This window comes from Streptomyces sp. NPDC057253 (assembly GCF_042669125.1).
In the GTDB taxonomy this organism is placed as follows: domain Bacteria; phylum Actinomycetota; class Actinomycetes; order Streptomycetales; family Streptomycetaceae; genus Streptomyces.
This window is the reverse complement of the sequence record NZ_JBHUXV010000004.1, coordinates 74,814-92,389: the sequence shown is the minus strand read 5'-3', so window position 1 is coordinate 92,389 and position 17,576 is coordinate 74,814. Positions and strand designations below refer to the sequence as shown.

The window sequence follows — 17,576 nt, the reverse complement described above, 5'->3', positions numbered from 1 at the left end:
TTCAGGCGGCGCGGTCGAGCAGGTGACGCACGAGGGCGATCAGGGCCCGGGCGGAGGATCGCTGGTCGCGTGCGTCGCAGTAGATGACGGGGGTGTCCGGGAGCAGGTCGAGGGCCTCGCGGATCTCCTCCTCCTCGAAGTGGCTGGTCTGCGAGAAGGTGTTGACCGCGATCGCGTACTCGAGGCCGTACTCGTCGATCAGGTCGATGACCGGGAACGTCTCTTCAAGGCGCGAGGGGTCGACCAGGAGCAGGGCGCCGAGCGCACCGCGGGCCATGTCCTCCCACAGCTGCATGAAGCGCTGCTGTCCGGGGGTGCCGAACAGGTACAGCACCAGCTCGTCGCTCAGCGTCAGCCGGCCGAAGTCCAGCGCCACGGTGGTGGTCGCCTTGTCCGGGGCCCCGCGCAGGTCGTCGACGTGCATGGACGCCTGGGTCATCTTCTCCTCGGTGCGCAGCGGAGTGATCTCCGACAGCGACCCGATGAAGGTCGTCTTGCCCACGGCGAAGTGTCCGACCACCAGGATCTTCGCGGCGGTGGTCACCTCGGCGGACACGTAGATGGAGCCGTTCGCCCCGGGGTCAGCCGATGTTGAGGGTTTCGAGTCCATGCAGAACCTTCTCGAGTATCGCTCGGGGAACGTGCTGGGCGGGGGCCGGTTCAGCGCGGCGCAGGAGGTGCCCCTGCTCGAATAAATCGGACAGCAGCAGTCGGGCCACGCCGACGGGCAGTCCCAGGTGCCCGGCGACCTCGGCGACCGACAGGTAGCCGCCCGAACAGAGCTCCCAGATCGCCCGCACCTCGGGGCCGGCTCCCAGCGGCAGGGTCCGCTCGGGTGCGATGCACACCAGGGTGTGCAGGGCCAGGTCGTCGTCGGAGGGGAGACGACGGCCGCCCGTGATGACGTAGGAGCGGACGAAGTCGCTGGTTACCGGAGCGTCCTCGCCTGGCCAGGTCATGCGTCTACGCCGGTGTTCTGGCGCGGAACGGCGCTCATCGCCTTGGTCAGCGCGCCCACCGTCTTCTGCATCCGGATCGACATGGCCTCCATGTCGACGTCCAGGGCGGTGGAGACGGCGAGGTAGGAGCCGCTGCCCCCGGCGATGAGGAAGATCCAGCCGCCGTCGAACTCGATCAGTGTCTGCTTCCACAGGCCCTTGCCGCCGCCGACGAACGGGGCGACGCTGCGGCACAGGGACTGCAGGGAGCTCATCGCGGCGGCGTTGCGTTCGGCGTCGTCACGGACGATGCCGTCGGACCGCTGCATCAGCAGGCCGTCCGCCGAGACGAGGATGGCGTGACGGGCCCCACGCACCTCGAGCACGTCGTTCAACACCCACGACAGGTCGGGATTCACTGGTTCTGAGGTCCTTCCGTGTTGTCTGAGTCCCGCCCGAGCAGGGTTCCGCGAGCGAATGCCTTGAGCCGCGAGGCGGTCTCCTCGCCGGCCGCGTCCAGGTCGGGCACCTCCGCGCTGGGCGTGGCCACCACGGAGACGGCGCCGTTGCGGCGCCGACGGCGCTTGGGCAGGCCGCCGGCCGTCTGACCGACGACGAGGGAGGCCACCGGGGCCGGCTTGGCGGCCGCCGGCTCGTCCTCGAAGTGGTCGAGCACGACGGGCGCGGGTGCGGGCACGTCCGCCGTCAGAAGGTTCTCGGGCACCCGGATCACGGCCCGGACACCGCCGTACGGGGAGACCGCGTCGACCGAGACGTGGAAGCCGTAGTGGGCGGCGAGCTTGCCGGACAGGGCGAAGCCGAACTTGGGCGGGTCGCCGAGGCTCGTGATGTCCACGGCCCCGCCCGCCGTCAGCAGGGAGGCGGCACGGGCCTTGGTCTCCTGGTCCATGCCGAGACCGGCGTCGTCGACGATCAGGCATATCCCGGTGGGGACGGCCTGGATGTTGATCTCGACGGGGGTGCCGGGGGCGCTGTACTTGGTGGCGTTGTCCAGCAGTTCGGCCAGGACCATGGCGACGGGTTCGACCGCGCGGCTGGTGATGGCGACGCTGGCCTGGGAGTGGACGTTGACCCGCTCGAAGTCACGGATGCGTCCCTGGGCGCTGCGGGCGACGTCGTAGACCGAGGCGTCCCGGTCGCGTCGGCCGAGCCAGCCTCCGCAGAGCACCGAGATGCCCTTGGTACGGCGGCTGAACTGGCTGCCGGTGTGGTCGACCAGCATCAGGTCGGCGAGGACGGCGTTGTCGTCGCCGTACTTCTGCTGGAGGCCGTCGAGCAGGGCCAGCTGCTCCTCGGCGAGGGTGGCGAGGGTGCCGACGGCCGACTTCAGGGTCGCCTTGGTCGCCGACTCGGCGTCCTTGCGCACCTCCTCCAGGTCCGCGGCGTGCCGCGAGCTCACCGAGGAGTAGTTCGTCTGGAGCTCGGCGAGCTGGCCTCGTACGCTCGCCATGTCGCCGTGCAGTTTGTTGTTGTTCGCGCGGAGCTGGATGTTGGTTCTGCGGGCGCGCATCACTGCGAAAACCGCAGCGATGAGTACCACGAGCAGGACCCACAGGAGTGGATCTTCGAACAATGACGTCATGAGACTCTCTTCAAGTCGCCTCGCGTCGGGAGACTGACCGTGCATGAGACCCCCGGTAATGCCCGTCACCCTGCGGTGGCGGACCTTGCCGGCGGACCAACCGTCACTCCTTCACGATGGGGCCGTTTTGGCTGTCCCCGTACGCGCGTATGACGCGTCATCAGCCTACTGAAAAGTGCAATGATCTTATCAGTAGCCACAGTGTCAACAGGCGTATCAGACGCCACACTTGACGACTCTCCACAAAGGTCCCGCAGCAAGACCTCATCGCTGTGCGGAGCCTGACGGAGTGTCTGCGTCCCGTCCTCGTTCATGATCAACGCGGGGCAGCCTACCAAGACCGGGAGAACGCGCTCTCCCTCCCGGAGGCAAAACTCGTTTGCGGCGGCGGGGCCGGGTCCGGACCCTTGGCCCATGCCCTATCTCCTGCGCGCTGCCGCGCCCACCGACCCACCGGCCGTCGCCGATCTGCTGAACGAGATCGACCGCATCGAGATCGGGCGGCCCGAGACGGACCTGCCCACGGTGGAGGCCGACCTCAAGAACCCCGAGATCGACCTCGACCGTGACTCCTGGCTGGCCTTCGACGGCTCACGCCTGGTGGCGTACGCCCTGGTGTGGGACGACTCCAAGGGCGAGCGCATCGACGCCGACCACTACGTCCTGCCCGACCACCAGCGGGCCGGGGAGCTGCTCCTGGAGGCGCTGGAGGCCAGGGCCCTGGAGAAGGCGCGGACCAACGGGGCCTCGCGGGCCGTGGTCCATCTGCATCTCAACTCGGCGCCCACGACCGACCTCGCGCTCATACGCGACCGGGGCTGGCGGGTCGTACGGCGCTATCACGTGCTGGAGCGGGCGCTGCGGGCGGACGCGGACCTGCCGCCCGAGCCGCCGGCCGGGGTGCGGCTGCGGCCCTGCACCGAGGAGAGGGACCGCAGGCAGGTCCACGCCCTCCACCAGACCTCCTTCACCGAGCACTTCGACTTCCAGCCCCGCTCGTACGAACAGTGGCTGCACGACATCCACGCCGACCGTCTCGACTGGTCCCTGGTGTGGCTCGTCTCCGCCGCGGACCTCGGGGACGCCGGCTTCCTGATCGCCCGCGACGACCGCGAGGCCATGGGCTGGATCCGCAGCCTCGGAGTGGCCCGTGAGGCCCGCGGCCGGGGCCTCGGCGGACTGCTGCTGCGCCAGGCGTTCGCCGCGTTCGCTGCCCGGGGACGCGACACCGTGGGCCTCGGCGTGGACACCGAGAACGCCACCGGCGCCCCGGAGTTGTACGCGCGCAACGGAATGTCGGTCCATTACGCCGTCGACACCTGGGAAACAGTGGTGAGTTGAATTCCGTTCGATTTTCTACGACCGCACGGAACCGTTATGCGTCTTTGCCGCGCAGCAATGCGCAGACGAAGTTCTCCTGCAACGCGCGCATTCTCTCCAGTCGCTCGGCGTCGGTGGACTGCGTGATCTGTGACGTGACCGAGAACGTCAGGGAACGGCGGCCGTCGGGAGTGGCCGCGATCAACTGGGTGTAGCCCAGCGTGTTGCCGGTGTGGCCCAGGACGACACCGCAGCGCGTCTGGTAGCGGAAGACGGCCAGACCCGCGGAGTTGCGGCCCGGCCCGGCGGGCTCGGAGGCGGCACCCTCGATCCATCGGCGCTGCTGCTCGACGACCTTGCGGTGGTAGAGCCGTCCGCTCGCGTAGCCGCGGATGAAACGGGTCATGTCGGCCGGTGTGGAGACGATGCCTCCGGAGGCCCAGACGCCCGACATGCCGATGACCTCGCTGACGTCCTCCGGGGGCGCGGGCGGGTTCACGTCGTAGCCGTGCAGATAGGGCCTCGGCATCCGGTAGCCCTGCGGAAGGCTGGTCGACTCCAGGCCGAGGGGCCGGTAGACGAGTCTGCGCAGCAGTTCCTCGTACGTCGTCCGGGTCGCCGCCTCTGCCATGAGCGCCACGGCGATGTTGTCCGAGTTCGAGTAGCGGTACTCGCTGCCCGGCGCGAAGAGCAGGGGCTGGTCGGCGACGTAGTCGAGCAGGCGCCGGGAGTCGAACCGGTGGCGCGGGTCGGCCCGGAGCTCGGCGATGAACCCTTCACTCCGGGAGTAGTCGGGCAGACCGCTGGTGTGGTTGAGGAGTTGACGGAGCGTCACCTCACCCCAGGCGTCCGGGAGTTGGGGAAGCCACTTGTGCAGGGTGTCGTCGAGGCGCAGGGCCCGGTGGTCGACCAGGGTCAGGGCCACCGCGCCGCTGAAGGCCTTGGCCGTGCTGGCGATGCGCATGTGGTCGTCGGGCCGGGGCTTACGGCCCGTGCTGATGTCGGCGACACCGGCGCGCACGACACGCGTGCCGTTCTCGGTCCGCAGGACGGCGATGGCTCCCGGCGGACCGCCGGGGCTCCGCACGAAGTCGTCGAGCTGACGCTGAAGCGCCTGCCGGTCCGAGGGGTCGGTGGCGGCACCGGCTGTCACCGGGGCCAGCGCGGCGAGGCAGACCGCCAGGACGGACCCCGCTCGCAGGCGGGATCGGCGTAGAGACATGAGGGCTCCCTGGGAAGGGGATGACATGGCCCGTCAAGCCTCACCGGGAGCCACGCTCCCGTGCTTCCCGTGCTGCTGCATACGGACCAGTGGCAGGGGCACCGAGTGGTGCCGTGAATTCGCCCCGCGCGGGTCTCTTCAGCTTGGTTTGCCGTGACAACGACGTCTTCTCGGGCGCCTTTCCGGGAGTACGGAAGCCCTTGTGCAAACGGGTATGCAGGGGTGACTGTCCGCCGGTCCAGCCGTGCGGCGGACAGCCACCCCTGCGTCACCTCGTGCCGGTCGCTGTCACATCGAGCGGCGGCCGGTGCGTCGCAGGAGGACGAAGCCGGAGATCAGGAGGAGCGCACCGAGTGCGCCCGGCCACAGCTGGGTGCCGGTCTCGGCGAGATTGCCCTGGTTGCCCTGCGGCTCTGCGGCGACAGGGGGCTGGGCGACCGCTCCGGGGACGGTGGTCGTGGTGTTGTCCTGGGGGGCCGGCTGGTTCGCCTGCTCTTCGCCGTTGCCGTTGGCGTCGCCGGTGTCGGGTGCCGTCGTGCTGTGGGCGGTGGGTGAGCTGATCTTCGGCTGGTTGTCGGCGGGAGCGGTGGTCTGGCCACCGGCCGGGGCTTCGGTGGTCGGGGCCGGCTGCTGCTGCGGGTCGTCGCCGTTTCCGGGGTTCTCCTCGGCACCGTTGCCGTTGCCGTTGTCGCCGCCGTCGCCGCCGTCGCCGGGGGCCGGGTCGGCGCCGTTGTCTCCGCCGTTCTGGCCGCCGCCGTTGTCACCCCCGTTGCCGTTGTCGCCGTTCCCGCCGTTGTCGCCGTTGCCGCCATTGCCGTTGTCGCCGCCGTTGCCCGGGTCGTCCTGGCCGGTGCCCGCGCCGCACTGGCGGCCGTCGTTGATGCAGCCGACCATCTCGTTCATCAGGTCCTCGTCGAAGACGTTGATGAAGTCGCCGTGGTCGGTGACGGGCTTGTGCACCTGCTCCGGGAAGGAGTCGACCGCGAACAGCGGGGTGGTGCGGCCGCCGTCGTTCAGGCTCGGCGCGTCGACGTCGTAGACGATCCGCTGGACCAGCTGCGGGATGGCCTGGAAGCCGTTCGGGCAGGTGCCGTCGTTCTGGGCGAACGCCACGTGGGTGCGGTGGTTGGCGCTGTCGATGTTACGGCCGTCCCAGCAGCTCTGGAACTTGAAGGTGCGCACCACGTCGCTGCCCTGCGGGCACAGCGGGTACTTGTCCTTCAGCTGCCGGTCCTCGAACCCGGTGCAGCTCCAGGACGCGTTGGCGTTGGCGGTGCCGTTGACGAAGGCCTTGGCGTCACCGGTGATGATGCGCAGCAGCCGCGGCATCGCGGTGACCTTGCTGCGGGGGTTGCCCACGAAGGTCAGCGTGACCTCCTTGGGCGTGACGATCTCGCCGGCGTTGCCCTCGATGCCGCCGCCGGGCTTGTCGGCGTCCTGTTCCTGCGTGCCGTTCTGGAGCCGGATCACCGGCCAGTAGTACGTCGACTTGTCGCCCTGGTCGACACAGCTGGTCTGGGCGTTCGCCAGGTCCTGGTCGCTCGCGAAGGCGGTGTTGGACTGGTTGCCGATGTAGTCGTGGAAGTGGTGGGCGCCGTTGGAGACACCCGGGGCCACGATGACGTTGTCCGAGTTGAACAGGCCGTTCGCGTTGACACCGCAGCTGGTCACGAAGGTGCCGCGGGAGGCGTCGCCCTGAGCCGGCGGCGCCTGTGCGGCGGGCGGAGCGCTGTTGATGTCGGCGTAGTCCGCGGCGACGGGGCCGTTGCCGGCCTGTCCGCCGTTGCCCTGCTGCTGACCGCCCTGGTCCTGGCCGCCGCCCTGCTGGTCGCCCTGGTCCTGGCCACCGTCCTGCTGTCCGTCGCCCTGACCGTCCTGGTTCTGGCCGTCCTGGCCGTCCCCCTGCTGCTGGTCCTGGCCGTCGCCGTTCTGGTTCTCGGTCTGGCGCAGGGTGCAGCCGGCCAGGTCGCCGAGGCCCTCGGCCTCGCCACCCGAGCGCTGAAGGGCAGCTGTGATGCGCTCGATGGTCGAGGCGCGGTTCTCCTGGAGCGGGTCGACGATACGGCTCTGCGCGGCCTCGGCGTCCTGCACCGACGGGTCCTGGAGCTGCTGGTAGGCCTCCGCTATCTGCTGGTCCAGCAGGGCGAGTTCCTTGTCGACGTCCGCCCGCGACCCGTCGGGGACGCTGGTGAGCTTGTCGCCCACGTCCGGGCAGTCGATCGTGACGGCTCCCCACGACGTCTGCTGCGGTGTGCCGCTCTCCGTGGCGGAGGCGTACACATTCGCCGCGACCAGGCCACCACCCCCGAGCATGAGGGCCACGGCGGCGAAGGTCGCACGTCGTGCGCCTGTCGGTCGTCTGCGATTACTGCGTCCCACGGAAATACTCCTGCGCGTCTCGGCTCTCCGGGCATGCAAATCCCTCGCCCCATACGGACGCCGGGGCCCCCGTGTTCAAACGCCTCGGAAATTCACAGCACTCTCATACGGAACACGGGGTTCCACCACCCCACCCCAACCTCTGTGCAGGGAAAACGAGATGACTCGCACACATCTGCGCCCTTACGGTCGCGTCATGAACGGCACGAGCGCCGAGCGCCTCCTGAACGTCGTGGACATCGAGGCCACGTGCTGGCCCGGCTCCCCTCCCCCGGGCGCGGTCGGCGAGATCATCGAGATCGGGCTCACCGTCGTGGACCTGTCGACGGCCCAGCGGGTCGAACGGCACCGGATCCTGGTCCGGCCCGCCAGGTCGGAAGTCAGCCCCTTCTGCACGGAGTTGACCGGTCTGACCCAGGAAGAGGTCGACGGTGGCCTGTCGTTCGGGGAGGCCTGCCGCCTGCTGGCCGCCGAACACGCCTCCGGTGCGCGCCCGTGGGCGAGTTGGGGCGACTACGACCGCAACCAGTTCACCCGGCAGTGCGGGTCCACGAGGACGCCGTATCCCTTCGGCCGCCGTCACACCAACGCCAAGGCGGTCTTCACCGAGGCACACGGCCTGCGCAAGCGCCCGGGGATGGCACAGGCCCTCGCCCTGGCGGGGCTGCCTCTGGAAGGCCGCCATCATCGCGGCGAGGACGACGCGTGGAACATCGCGGCCCTCGTACTGCACCTGGCGGAGCGGGACGCCTGGCCCCACCCGTAGGTGACGGCCGGTCCGCCCGGCCGCCACGGCCCGTCACGCGGGCACGGAGTACGGCGGTGTCTCCTGGCGCAGCACGGCCAGCAGGTTCTCCACCGCCATCTCGGCCATCCGGGCCATCGCCTGTGTGCTGTGGAAGCCGCTGTGCGGTGTGACCAGGAGGCGGGTCGGGGCGAAGGCGAGCAGGCCGTGCGGGTCGTCGGCGGGGGCCGGGGTGGGCTCGGTGTAGTAGCCGTCGATGGACGCGCCCGCGATGGTGTCCTCGGCCAGCGCGGACCGCAGCGCGGCCGGGTCGACCAGTTCGGCGCGCGAACAGTTGACGAGGTAGCCCGAGGGGCCCAGCGCACCTAGGTGTTCGGCGGTGACGACCCCGTCGTTCACGCCGGGCTCGTGGGCGAAGTTGAGGCTCACCACGTCCGCCGCGTGGAAGAGGTCGAGGAGGGAGTCGACCGCCTTGTAGGGCAGGGCCGCCAGCTCGGGCCGGGGCGTCCGGTTCCAGTAGAGGATCTCGGTGCCGAACGCGGCGTGCGCCATCCGGGCCAGCTCGCGGCCGATGTGGCCCATGCCGGCGATGCCCAGGCGCGCACCGGCCAGGGAGGGCGTGGGCCGCTCGCTCCACCGCCCGGCGGCGACCTCGGTTCCGGTGCGGGTGACGGCCCGGACGAGGTCGAGGATGTGGGCGAGGGACATCTCGGCGACCGCGACCGCGTTGGCGTGCGGGGTGTACGCGAACCGGATGGGCGAGGCGGGCGCGGGCAGTTCCATGAAGGAGCTGTAGCCGGTGCCGAGGAAGCAGGCCACGGCCAGGTCCGGCAGCCGGTCCCAGGCCCCGGCGGACAACCGCTCGCTGCCGCCGAGGACGTACCCCCAGGCGCCTTCGAGGGCCTGGATCGTCCCCTCCTCGTCGAGATCGCCGGGGGCCGCGGTGACCTCGAACCCGGCAGCGTGCAGCGCATGGAGCGACGGGTCGGGGAAGGGCGCGCCGGTGATGACGACACGGCGTCGGCCTTGGGCGGAGGTGTTCACTGCTGGGGTTCTCCCGTGGTGACGAAGGCTCTGCGATACCAGACGAGGGGCGGCTCGGCCTGTTCGCGGGTGACGAGACCGGTCAGCCGGCCGATCACGAGGTGGTGGTCGCCGGCCGGCACGCTGTCGACCGTGGTGCAGCGGTAGGCGGCGTTGGCGCCCGCCAGCAGCGGGGGGCCGTCCTGGGAGCCGGGCCAGGGCCCGAACGCGTGGGCGTCCGTGCCGTCGAAGCGGTCGGCGCCGTGCCGGGCGAAGAGCGCGGCGAGGTCGCGGTGCCGCTCCCCGAGGACGTTGACGGCGAACTCGTGGGATCCGGTCATGGCGTCCAGACAGCTGGACCCGTTGTCGACGCCGACCAGCAGCAGCGGCGGTTCGAGCGAGACGGAGACGACGGAGCCCGCGGTGAACCCCCAGCGGCGCCCGTGGCCGTCGGTGGTGGTGACGATGGACACCGCGGTGGCCAGCCGGGACATGGCCTCGCGGAAGGTGTCGGCGTCCACGGGTGCCGCCGGGTGACGGGCCGGGGCGCTCACGTCTGCCCTCCCGTCAGGGCCGGGCCGGCGGCCGCGGCCTGCTCCGCTTCCGTCGGGCGGTCGGCCAGGGCACGTCGGAAGCCCCGGATGGTGAGCGGCAGGAACACCGCCCCGAACAGCGCCAGCGGCAGGGTCAGGGCTGCGGTGAGCCGCTGCGGCCCGATCGAGTCGCCGACGATGGCCACCACGGCTCCGGCGAGCGGGAAGGACAGGTCGTTGATGATGAAGAAGGAACCCGTGACCTTGCCCAGGTGCTCCCGGGGAATGGCCTTCACACGCTGGGTGCGGTTGTAGACGTTGAAGTACGCGGCGGCCACCCACATCCCGACGAACGCCACCGCGTAGGCGGTGAGGCTCGACGCGAACCCGAGGAGCAGCAGCGCGCCGCACAGTCCGGTGAAGCCGATCACGCCCAACGCGCTGACGTGGAACCGGCGCAGCAGCAGCGGGATGATCAGGAGGTTGACCAGGCCCATGACGCCGACCCACGTGTTGAGCAGGGCGAAGGTCGACTCGGGGGCCTTGAACACACCGGTGACCACGGCGACGTTGGTGGCCAGTGCCACCGAAGCCACCAGATTGATCAGGAAGTTGAAGCCGGCGAGCGTCAGCACGGGCCGGTTGCCGACCAGCAGCCGCCAGCCCTGGCGGATCTCGCGGACGGAGTCCCGCAGGGCGTGGGAGGCTTCGGCCTCCGCTCGCACGGCGGGCTCGGGCCGGTTTCGGGGCAGCGGCAGCCAGCAGGCCGCGGCGGTGGCGAACATGGCGCCGGCCAGGCCCAGCAGCCCCACCTTGCCCAGGGCGAGGACAGCGACCACCGCCAGGCCCGGACCGAGCGCCATGGCGAGCAGTTCCATGTTCTGCACCAGGGACTGCGTCTTCACCAGGTTCTCGCCCTCCGCGATCTGCGGGACGACCTTCTCCACGGACATGTGGACGCCCGCCATCAGCGTGGAGAGCAGGGCGCCGTTGACCAGCAGCACCGGTGTGGACCAGCCGGGCAGGGTCAGGCAGAGCACCACGGCGGCCCCGAGCAGTGCGGCTCGGGCGAGGTTCGCCCGGGAGAACAGCCGTACCCCGCCGTCACGGTCGGCGAGCACCCCGGCGAAGGGGTAGGCCACCAGGTTGGGCAGCCACTCCAGTGCGTAGGCCAGGCCCAGTGCCGCGACCCCGCCGGTCTCCCGGTAGATGATCAGCGGTACGGCGAACAGCACGATCTGCTGTGCCATGAGCCCGATCAGGACGCCGCCGGAGAAGAGCGTGCGCCGGGCCCGCTCGCCTGCCATCAGACCGTCTGCCCTTCCGGCACGGACCGGGCCGGCTCCCGCCGCTCGAGTGCGCGCACCAGCGGCAGGACCCGGGTGAAGAAGCGCCGCATCTCGTCCCGGGCGGGCCAGCCGGAGAGGATGAACTCGCCGACGCCCGCGGCCCTGTACGCGAGGAGGGCCTCGGCGACCTCCTCGTAACTGCCGGTCAGACACAGCGCGGGGCCGCCGCGGTAGGCGACGACGCCCGAGTACAGCACCGGGTCGAGCCAGCCGTGACCGGCCTCCTCGGCCAGCCGGAAGGAGTTCTTCACGGCCTGGGAGTCGCCCTGCTCCACGAACTCGGCGACCCACTCACGGTGCTTCTCGTCGCCGCCCGCGACGACCGCGGCCAGGTCGGCCAGGGCCTCCTCGCGGGTCTCGCGGGCCAGCACCTGCATGCGCAGACCGACCCGGCAGCCCTGTGCGAGGACGGGCGCGGCGGACTGGGCGATCGCCTCGGGGACGTCGGCGTACCGGAACCAGCAGTCCCCGTAGCGGACGGCGTTGGCCTGGGCGACGGCCGAGGCGCCGCTGACGTAGATCTCGGGTCGGCCTCCGCCGTGGAAGCCGAGGCCCAACTGGGCCTGCTTCACCCGGTAGTGGGCGCCTTCGTGGTCGAAGGGGGTGGCCGGGTCCCGCCAGAAGCGGTGGGCGATGTCCAGGAACTCGGCGGCACGCGCGTAGCGTTCGTCGTGCGGCAGGAAGTCCCCGTAGTACGCCTGCTCGGCCGGGGAGATGCCGGCGATCATGTTGAGCGAGATGCGGCCGCCGGACATCCAGGACAGGGTGTTGACGACCTGGGTGAACAGGGTCGGCGAGAGCAGACCGGGCCGGTAGGCCAGGATGAACTTCAGCCGCCGGGTCTCCCGCATGAAGGTGCCGATGATCGGCAGCGGGTCCGGCAGGTCGAAGCTCTGCGCCATCAGCAGGGAGTCGACGCCGAGTTCGTCGGCCTCCCGGGTGAAGTCGATGGCTCCGTCGAGGTCCAGGACCTCGGAGGCGTACTTCTGGGCGGTCTTCTCCTGGCCGTCGTCCAGCGCGGAGCCCCAGTGGAAGCGCAGCTCGCTCACGCACCGACCTCCACCGCGACGGGCTCGACCACCAGCCGGTAGCGGACGATGGCCTCCTGTACGGCCCGGCGTACGGCGGCCTGACTCGTGCCGCGCAGCAGGAGACGGCCACCGGCGTGGTCGTAGCCGCCGTCGCCGTCGAACACGTGCCCGCTCTCGGGCAGTGCCTCGGCGTACACCTCGGGGACCACGCCGACCAGGGAGTCGCGGGCGGTGACCCGGGCCGGCAGGTTCCGCGGCTCGGGGAAGACGAGCCATCCGCCGGAGGCCTCGGTGCCGCTGAGCCGGGTCTCGTCGGTGAGAGGCGGCAGGCCGATCGTGGTGCGGACGGCCTCGCAGTACAGGTCGATGCCGAACAGGTCGCGGTGGAGGAAGGGCACGCCGGCGCCGCCGGGACGCAGGCCGACCTCCAGGAACACCGGCTCACCGGTCGCGGTGAGGATCAGCTCCAGGTGGAAGGGGCCGTCCCACAGTTCCAGTGCGTCCAGGCAGTCGGCGGTGAAGCCGGTGAGCCGGTCGCGCAGGGGGCCGCGGTCGAGCAGCACGGAGCCGAGGGGGGTGCCGCCGTTGAAGTCCAGGCAGGTGTTGACGTACTCGGAGACGGTGACGAAGTGGAACCGGCCCTGGCTGCGGATGCCGTCCACGTGGTGGATCCGGCCCTCGACGTACTCCTCGGCCTCGTATCCCTGAAGGGCATCGGGACCGATGTCCCGCAGGGCGGCGGCGAGTTCCGCCTCGCTGCGCACGAGCCTGACCCCCTTGGAGGCGGCGCCGTCGCGCGGCTTGAGGATCAGCGGCAGTCCGGGCAGTCCCGTACCGGGGGCCAGGAGGGTGTCGGCGGTGGCGTCGCCGTCCAGTGCGAGGTACTGGGGGACACGGATGCCCGCGTAGCCGATCCAGCGCTTCATGACGGTCTTGTCGCGGAAGCGGGTGACGTAGGCGGTGCTCCAGCCGGGGACGCCGAGGGCGGCGCGCAGTTCGGCGGCGGTGAGCAGGTCGAACTCGGAGACGCCCACGATGCCGGCGAGCGGTCCGTGCTCCTCGGCGATCCGCCGGGCGTGCGGCAGCAGGGTGTCGTACGCCAGGTCGGGTACGACGACGGTCGTCACGGCGGTGTCGCGGTCCAGCGGCGGCAGCCCGTCCTCGGTGGTGAGGTAGGCCAGCCGGTGGGTGCCGTCCGGTACGAAGCGGTGGTACTCACCGAACTCGTCGTCGTACCGGTTGATGACCAGGAGCAACGGCAGGGGTTCGGACGCGGGCAGGGATGCGGCGTTACTCAAAGCTCACTCCACGGTCTATGAGGTGCCCGAACTCGACGGCGTCGGCGAACGAGTCGGTGGTGTAGACGGCGTGCCCGAGCCGGCAGCGGAAGTCGTGCGCGGGGGCGATCGGCTCACCGGGTGTCAGGTACAGCTCGGCATCCAGCACCTCGGGCCGGGCCCGCAGCTCCGCGAGGCCCGAGACGGCGCGGTAGTGGGTCAGTCCGGGCGCGGTGAAGAAGCGGATGGCGGCGTGCTTGGCGTGCGGCGCCGCCGGGACACCGGTCGGCAGCCGGGCCGGGTCGAGGGGCAGACCTGTGTGCGCGGCCACCGCGAGGTGGGGCAGGGACACACCGGTCGCCAGCCGGACCAGGTCCGGTATGTGGTCACCGCCCATGCGGGCGCCGAGTTCGATGAGGACGGGTTCGCCGCCGGGCAGCCGCAGTTCGCAGTGGAACGGCCCGACCCTTACCCCGAGTGCGGCGACCGCCCGGGTCACGTACTTCTCGACGGCGTCCAGTTCGCCGGCGCTCAGCCCGGCCTGGACGATGTGGCCCAGTTCCACGAAGTACGGTTCGGGACCGAGGAGTTTGCGGGTGACGGCCACGATGGCCACCTCGCCGTCGGCGCTCACACAGCCCTCGACGGACACCTCGGGCCCGTCGACGTACTCCTCGACCAGCACCCGGCCGTCGAGCCGGCGCCCCAGGTCCGGGCGGGAGTCCGCGGTCAGGAGGCGGTACGCCCGGTGCAGTTCCGCGCGGGTGTCGGCGCGGCTGACATGGACGCTGCCGGCCGAGTCGGTGGGTTTGAGCACGCAGGGAAAGCCCACGTGGTCGGCGGCGGCGTCGAGTTCGGCGGCGGACGAGGCCGCGGCCCACCGGGGCACCCGGAGTCCGGCGGCCTCGACGCACCGCCGCATCGCGCTCTTGTCACGGACCTGCTCGACCGAGTCCTCCGCGACTCCGGCCAGCCCCAGCCGGGCGGCGAGCCGGGCGACCGCGGGGACGTAGAACTCGAAGCCCGGCAGGACACCGAGCAGGCCGCCGTCCTCGTGCAGCCGGATCGCGGCTCGCGTGAGGGCGGTCTCGTCGTTGGTGTCGACGGTGACCAGGGTGTCGATGTCCTGCCGGACCCGGTCCGGAAGCCGGCGGTCGTCGGCGTCGAAGGACGCGACCACGGTCTCGAGCCCCAGGTCCCGGGCGGCGCCCAGCAGCGCCGTCCCGGACGAGACGGGCTCGACCACCAGCACCCGGCCGGGTCGCGCGTCGCGGAGGTCGGTCGTCATGTCACACTCCGGCCGGCACTGCTTCGCGCGCGCCGACCGTGGACTCGTACAGCTCGGTGAAGTAGTCGCCGATGAGGTCGATGAAGACGGTCAGATAGACCTCGGCCTGCTCGGGCGTGCTGAACTTCTCGACGGCGCGCGAGACCGTGCGGAACATCAGCTCGTCGTGGTCGTGGTCCTCGTCGAAGGCGAGGTGCGCCTGGGTGCCGTGCACGTACTCCTTGCCGAACTCCTGCTCCGCCTTCGCCGTGATCACCGGGTTGTAGCGGTCGGAGTACCACTCCACGAACCAGTCCCAGATCGTGGTGGGCGCCGGGCCGGACCGGTCGGCCTCCAGTCGCAGATAGCCCATGAGCTTGGCGGTGGAGGGGAAGACCGGGGTGGCGTTGAGCTCGTCGATGGTCAAACCGAACTTCTTCAGGTCCTTGGTGAACATGTTCTCGTGCCCGAACTCCTCGGCGAGGTAGCGGGCGAGCTTGGCGGCCAGGTTGTCGTCCTGGGAACCGACCTTGTAGAGGGCGTAGCTGTCGACCTCGTTGTTCAGGCGGATCCGCAGAACCGTTTCGGTGATGTGCCGGACGTAGTAGTCACGGTCGATCCACTCCCCGCGGTGCAGCTCGCGCAGCTTGGGTACGCGATCGAACTGCTTCTCCAGGAGTTCCGCGGCCAGCGCTTCGAGACGCGCTCGGTCAAGCTTGGACATGGTGGTGTGACAACCCTTCTTCACTGGACATTCGCCGCGTTGCCGTCGACGACGTGAGAGGGAGGTCAGGCAGAGCACACCCATGGTTCGAAGGTGCAGTGCCTCCCCCGTATTGCAATCACAGGCACATGAGTCTTGGCGATCACAGCATCGCTCCGACTTCGTCCCGACCGTACACAGCCCGCAAGAAGCCAGTCAAGAAAATTCTCGACTCACAGATCGCTTATGAAAGATCACGCAAGTGGACGGAGTGAGTCCGTAATCTCGCCCGGACACCTGGCAAAAGCGCAGTTCAGAGTGCCGTCAAGCGCCGAGAACACACCTCGGTGTGAACTGCTCATGAAGCGTCTCGGAGTGGAGTTGACAGGATGCCTTGACTACGCAATCGTCACTGACGTTTGACAGAGGGCCACGACTGGGCCCGTCTGCGGGGGAGGACATGACATGACGAGGACACAGGGCGGACAAGTCCTGGCAACGCTGGCCATCGCCCTGCTGGCGGCGGCACTGCCGGCTTCCGTCTCCGGGCGCCCGACGGGCTCGACGGTCACGACGACCGTCGAGGCGAAGGCGGACGGCCCGGGGCCGTGCTGCAAGAGCATCGGACTCGCGGCGGACCTGGGCTGAGCCCACCACGCCCGCGCGCGGTCGGCGGCTTCAGCGGCGGTCGGTACGAGCCGACGCGAGACCGTCGGCCGCGGCATCGGCTGCCCCGGACGTCGACGTGCGGGATTCTCCGGCTCGCGGATCCGGCAGCGGGGTCGGGGCCTTGACCCGGACGCACTCCGCCATCCGGCGGTAGGCCTCCAGGGCCTGGTCCGCGCCGAGGTACCGGGCCGCGAGTTCGGCGACCTCACGCCATGCCTGGGCGGCCTCGAGTCCGGCCCCCAGCGACTCGAGTTCCTCGGCGGCCGTCCGGCACTCCTCGATCCCGGCTGCGGTCCGGCCGTCCGCGACCATCGCGAGGCCCAGCACCCAGCGGGCCCGGCCCGCTTCGACCGCCTTGCGGGTCTCCAGCCTTCCCATGGCGCGCAGCGCGATGCCGACGGCTTCCCCAGGGCGGCCCGACAGCAGCTCCAGGCGGGCCAGTTCCGTCTCGCAGGCGGCGAGGTCACCGGTGTCCGCCACCCGCACCAGGACGTCGTGCGCCTGGTTCAGCAGCAGCCCCGCCTGCTCCAGCTCCGGCGGTTCGGCGCGCAGCAGCAGCCAGGCGTAGGTCAGCCGCAGCCGGGCCAGGCTGTGCTCGGAGTCGTCCTCGGCCATCAGGGCGAGGGCCTTCTCCACCAGTTCCAGCGACAGCGCGAGGTCACCACGGGCCTCGGCCACCAGAGCGGCGTTCCAGTACGCGGAGCCGCGCGCTCGGCGCGATCCGTTGCGCTCGGCCCGCTCGATCACCCGGGAGACCAGCCGCTGCGCGGTGGCCAGGTCGCCCCTGCCCCAGTAGGCGGCGACCAGGGTGGAGGCGAGCCGGATCTCGTCGTCGGTGCCCTCCAGGCCCAGCAGGCGCACCTCCTGCAACGCCTGTTCGCCCAGTTCGATGCTCCGGCCGAAGTCACCGGCCTCGCTGAGGATCCGACATCGCTGCATGAGCAGGGGCAGCAGTCCGACGGGCAGCGCCTCACCCCGCCGGGCGGCGTCGATCAGCCGCTCGACCCCGTCCAGCGTCCGGTCGGTCTCCCCCAGCGCCTCGTGGGCACGGGTGAGCGCCCACAAGGTCTCCCAGCGCAGTTCGGGATCGCTCTCCTGGGCCATTTCGAGCAGCCGGTCCCTGGCCTCCAGTGCGGCGCCGTTGGCGAGTGCCAGCTCGGCGAAACGCAGTCGCAGCCGGCGTTCGTTGAGCTCGGCGCGGTCCCGGCCGGTCAGCAGGTACTCGACGGTGGTGCCCAGGCGTTCGGCCAGCAGCTCGACCACCGGAGGCTCGGGGGTGCGGCGGTCGGACTCGATCAGCGACACATAGCTGGCCGAGACCGCGCCGGAGGCCAGATCGGTCTGACTGAGACCCCGCTCGCGCCGCAACGCGCGCAGGCGCTGCCCCAGAGTGCCGGCAGGCTTGGTCACCGCTGCCCCCTCCACTGACAACGAGGCGTTTGGAACACACTACTGGGTCATGCCTTTGAGTCAACTGACTGGTGGAGCAGGCTCGACGCCGAAACCGGCTGTAAGGG

The 17,576-nt window shown here is 70.5% G+C and carries 17 protein-coding genes; 3 read left to right on the top strand and 14 right to left on the bottom strand.

The genetic code is table 11. The features are described from left to right. Position 1 precedes the first annotated feature (1 nt). Genes ACFULQ_RS03510 through ACFULQ_RS03495 form a run of 4 tightly spaced genes read right to left on the bottom strand, consistent with a single transcriptional unit; the run spans position 2 to position 2,541 of the window. Positions 2-610: an ATP/GTP-binding protein gene (locus tag ACFULQ_RS03510; RefSeq protein WP_383537530.1), complete on the bottom strand. Its 609-nt coding sequence runs from the start codon at positions 608-610 to the stop codon at positions 2-4. Further along, positions 582-959: a DUF742 domain-containing protein gene (locus tag ACFULQ_RS03505; RefSeq protein WP_123765658.1), complete on the bottom strand. Its 378-nt coding sequence runs from the start codon at positions 957-959 to the stop codon at positions 582-584. Before ACFULQ_RS03505 ends, ACFULQ_RS03510 begins: the two co-directional genes overlap by 29 nt. Further along, a complete protein-coding gene (locus ACFULQ_RS03500) occupies positions 956-1,357 on the bottom strand; it encodes a roadblock/LC7 domain-containing protein (protein ID WP_330262407.1) in 402 nt (133 codons plus the stop codon). Before ACFULQ_RS03500 ends, ACFULQ_RS03505 begins: the two co-directional genes overlap by 4 nt. Continuing rightward, entirely contained in the window at positions 1,354-2,541 is a 1,188-nt protein-coding gene (locus ACFULQ_RS03495; protein WP_383537526.1) for an ATP-binding protein, read from the bottom strand. Before ACFULQ_RS03495 ends, ACFULQ_RS03500 begins: the two co-directional genes overlap by 4 nt. A gap of 414 nt (positions 2,542-2,955) precedes the next feature. Between ACFULQ_RS03495 and ACFULQ_RS03490 the strand changes: the two genes are divergently transcribed. Next, the gene (locus ACFULQ_RS03490; RefSeq protein ID WP_383537524.1) at positions 2,956-3,882 is read left to right on the top strand and encodes a GNAT family N-acetyltransferase; all 927 of its coding nucleotides are present in this window, start codon (positions 2,956-2,958) and stop codon (positions 3,880-3,882) included. Positions 3,883-3,916: 34 nt separating this feature from the next. Here ACFULQ_RS03490 and ACFULQ_RS03485 read toward each other — a convergent pair whose 3' ends face one another. Both ACFULQ_RS03485 and ACFULQ_RS03480 read right to left on the bottom strand, forming a co-directional pair. Beyond that, positions 3,917-5,083 carry a serine hydrolase domain-containing protein gene (locus tag ACFULQ_RS03485; RefSeq protein WP_383537521.1) on the bottom strand — a complete coding sequence of 389 codons (1,167 nt, stop codon included), beginning with the start codon at positions 5,081-5,083 and terminating at the stop codon, positions 3,917-3,919. Between the two features lie 288 nt (positions 5,084-5,371). Next, positions 5,372-7,396 (bottom strand): DUF1996 domain-containing protein, encoded by a 2,025-nt coding sequence (locus ACFULQ_RS03480; protein WP_383537726.1) that lies wholly within the window; start codon positions 7,394-7,396, stop codon positions 5,372-5,374. A 262-nt stretch (positions 7,397-7,658) separates the two neighbouring features. Here ACFULQ_RS03480 and ACFULQ_RS03475 point away from each other — a divergent pair, with 262 nt between their 5' ends. After that, the gene (locus ACFULQ_RS03475) at positions 7,659-8,228 is read left to right on the top strand and encodes an exonuclease domain-containing protein (RefSeq protein WP_383537520.1); all 570 of its coding nucleotides are present in this window, start codon (positions 7,659-7,661) and stop codon (positions 8,226-8,228) included. A gap of 33 nt (positions 8,229-8,261) precedes the next feature. Here ACFULQ_RS03475 and ACFULQ_RS03470 read toward each other — a convergent pair whose 3' ends face one another. The 7 genes from ACFULQ_RS03470 to ACFULQ_RS03440 are packed head-to-tail and all read right to left on the bottom strand — an operon-like array spanning position 8,262 to position 15,411. Continuing rightward, entirely contained in the window at positions 8,262-9,251 is a 990-nt protein-coding gene (locus tag ACFULQ_RS03470; RefSeq protein ID WP_383537518.1) for a 2-hydroxyacid dehydrogenase, read from the bottom strand. Next, positions 9,248-9,784 carry a flavin reductase family protein gene (locus ACFULQ_RS03465; protein WP_383537516.1) on the bottom strand — a complete coding sequence of 179 codons (537 nt, stop codon included), beginning with the start codon at positions 9,782-9,784 and terminating at the stop codon, positions 9,248-9,250. Before ACFULQ_RS03465 ends, ACFULQ_RS03470 begins: the two co-directional genes overlap by 4 nt. Then, positions 9,781-11,070, bottom strand: coding sequence for an MFS transporter (locus tag ACFULQ_RS03460; RefSeq protein ID WP_383537513.1), 1,290 nt, complete (start codon positions 11,068-11,070; stop codon positions 9,781-9,783). Before ACFULQ_RS03460 ends, ACFULQ_RS03465 begins: the two co-directional genes overlap by 4 nt. Continuing rightward, positions 11,070-12,161 carry an LLM class flavin-dependent oxidoreductase gene (locus ACFULQ_RS03455; protein ID WP_383537510.1) on the bottom strand — a complete coding sequence of 364 codons (1,092 nt, stop codon included), beginning with the start codon at positions 12,159-12,161 and terminating at the stop codon, positions 11,070-11,072. The genes ACFULQ_RS03460 and ACFULQ_RS03455 overlap by 1 nt, the downstream gene beginning before the upstream one ends. Continuing rightward, positions 12,158-13,441, bottom strand: coding sequence for an acetyl-CoA carboxylase biotin carboxylase subunit family protein (locus tag ACFULQ_RS03450; protein ID WP_383537507.1), 1,284 nt, complete (start codon positions 13,439-13,441; stop codon positions 12,158-12,160). Before ACFULQ_RS03450 ends, ACFULQ_RS03455 begins: the two co-directional genes overlap by 4 nt. Next, positions 13,434-14,708: an ATP-grasp domain-containing protein gene (locus tag ACFULQ_RS03445; protein WP_383537506.1), complete on the bottom strand. Its 1,275-nt coding sequence runs from the start codon at positions 14,706-14,708 to the stop codon at positions 13,434-13,436. The genes ACFULQ_RS03450 and ACFULQ_RS03445 overlap by 8 nt, the downstream gene beginning before the upstream one ends. A 1-nt stretch (position 14,709) precedes the next feature. After that, positions 14,710-15,411, bottom strand: coding sequence for a hypothetical protein (locus ACFULQ_RS03440; RefSeq protein ID WP_383537502.1), 702 nt, complete (start codon positions 15,409-15,411; stop codon positions 14,710-14,712). Positions 15,412-15,855: 444 nt separating this feature from the next. Here ACFULQ_RS03440 and ACFULQ_RS03435 point away from each other — a divergent pair, with 444 nt between their 5' ends. Then, positions 15,856-16,038 carry a hypothetical protein gene (locus ACFULQ_RS03435; RefSeq protein ID WP_383537500.1) on the top strand — a complete coding sequence of 61 codons (183 nt, stop codon included), beginning with the start codon at positions 15,856-15,858 and terminating at the stop codon, positions 16,036-16,038. 30 nt (positions 16,039-16,068) lie between these two features. On the opposite strand, the gene ACFULQ_RS03430 is transcribed toward ACFULQ_RS03435, so the two are convergent. After that, positions 16,069-17,469 carry a helix-turn-helix domain-containing protein gene (locus ACFULQ_RS03430; protein WP_383537497.1) on the bottom strand — a complete coding sequence of 467 codons (1,401 nt, stop codon included), beginning with the start codon at positions 17,467-17,469 and terminating at the stop codon, positions 16,069-16,071. Positions 17,470-17,576 lie beyond the last annotated feature (107 nt).

Bases quoted from the DNA above. Each gene is read 5' to 3' on its own strand.
- ACFULQ_RS03490 (WP_383537524.1), top strand. From the start codon at position 2,956: ATGCCCTATCTCCTGCGCGCTGCCGCGCCCACCGACCCACCGGCCGTC.
- ACFULQ_RS03475 (WP_383537520.1), top strand. From the start codon at position 7,659: ATGAACGGCACGAGCGCCGAGCGCCTCCTGAACGTCGTGGACATCGAG.
- ACFULQ_RS03495 (WP_383537526.1), bottom strand. From the start codon at position 2,541: ATGACGTCATTGTTCGAAGATCCACTCCTGTGGGTCCTGCTCGTGGTA.
- ACFULQ_RS03485 (WP_383537521.1), bottom strand. From the start codon at position 5,083: ATGTCTCTACGCCGATCCCGCCTGCGAGCGGGGTCCGTCCTGGCGGTC.
- ACFULQ_RS03440 (WP_383537502.1), bottom strand. From the start codon at position 15,411: ATGTCCAAGCTTGACCGAGCGCGTCTCGAAGCGCTGGCCGCGGAACTC.
- ACFULQ_RS03460 (WP_383537513.1), bottom strand. From the start codon at position 11,070: ATGGCAGGCGAGCGGGCCCGGCGCACGCTCTTCTCCGGCGGCGTCCTG.
- ACFULQ_RS03445 (WP_383537506.1), bottom strand. From the start codon at position 14,708: ATGACGACCGACCTCCGCGACGCGCGACCCGGCCGGGTGCTGGTGGTC.
- ACFULQ_RS03480 (WP_383537726.1), bottom strand. From the start codon at position 7,396: ATGCTCGGGGGTGGTGGCCTGGTCGCGGCGAATGTGTACGCCTCCGCC.
- ACFULQ_RS03510 (WP_383537530.1), bottom strand. From the start codon at position 610: ATGGACTCGAAACCCTCAACATCGGCTGACCCCGGGGCGAACGGCTCC.
- ACFULQ_RS03505 (WP_123765658.1), bottom strand. From the start codon at position 959: ATGACCTGGCCAGGCGAGGACGCTCCGGTAACCAGCGACTTCGTCCGC.
- ACFULQ_RS03435 (WP_383537500.1), top strand. From the start codon at position 15,856: ATGACGAGGACACAGGGCGGACAAGTCCTGGCAACGCTGGCCATCGCC.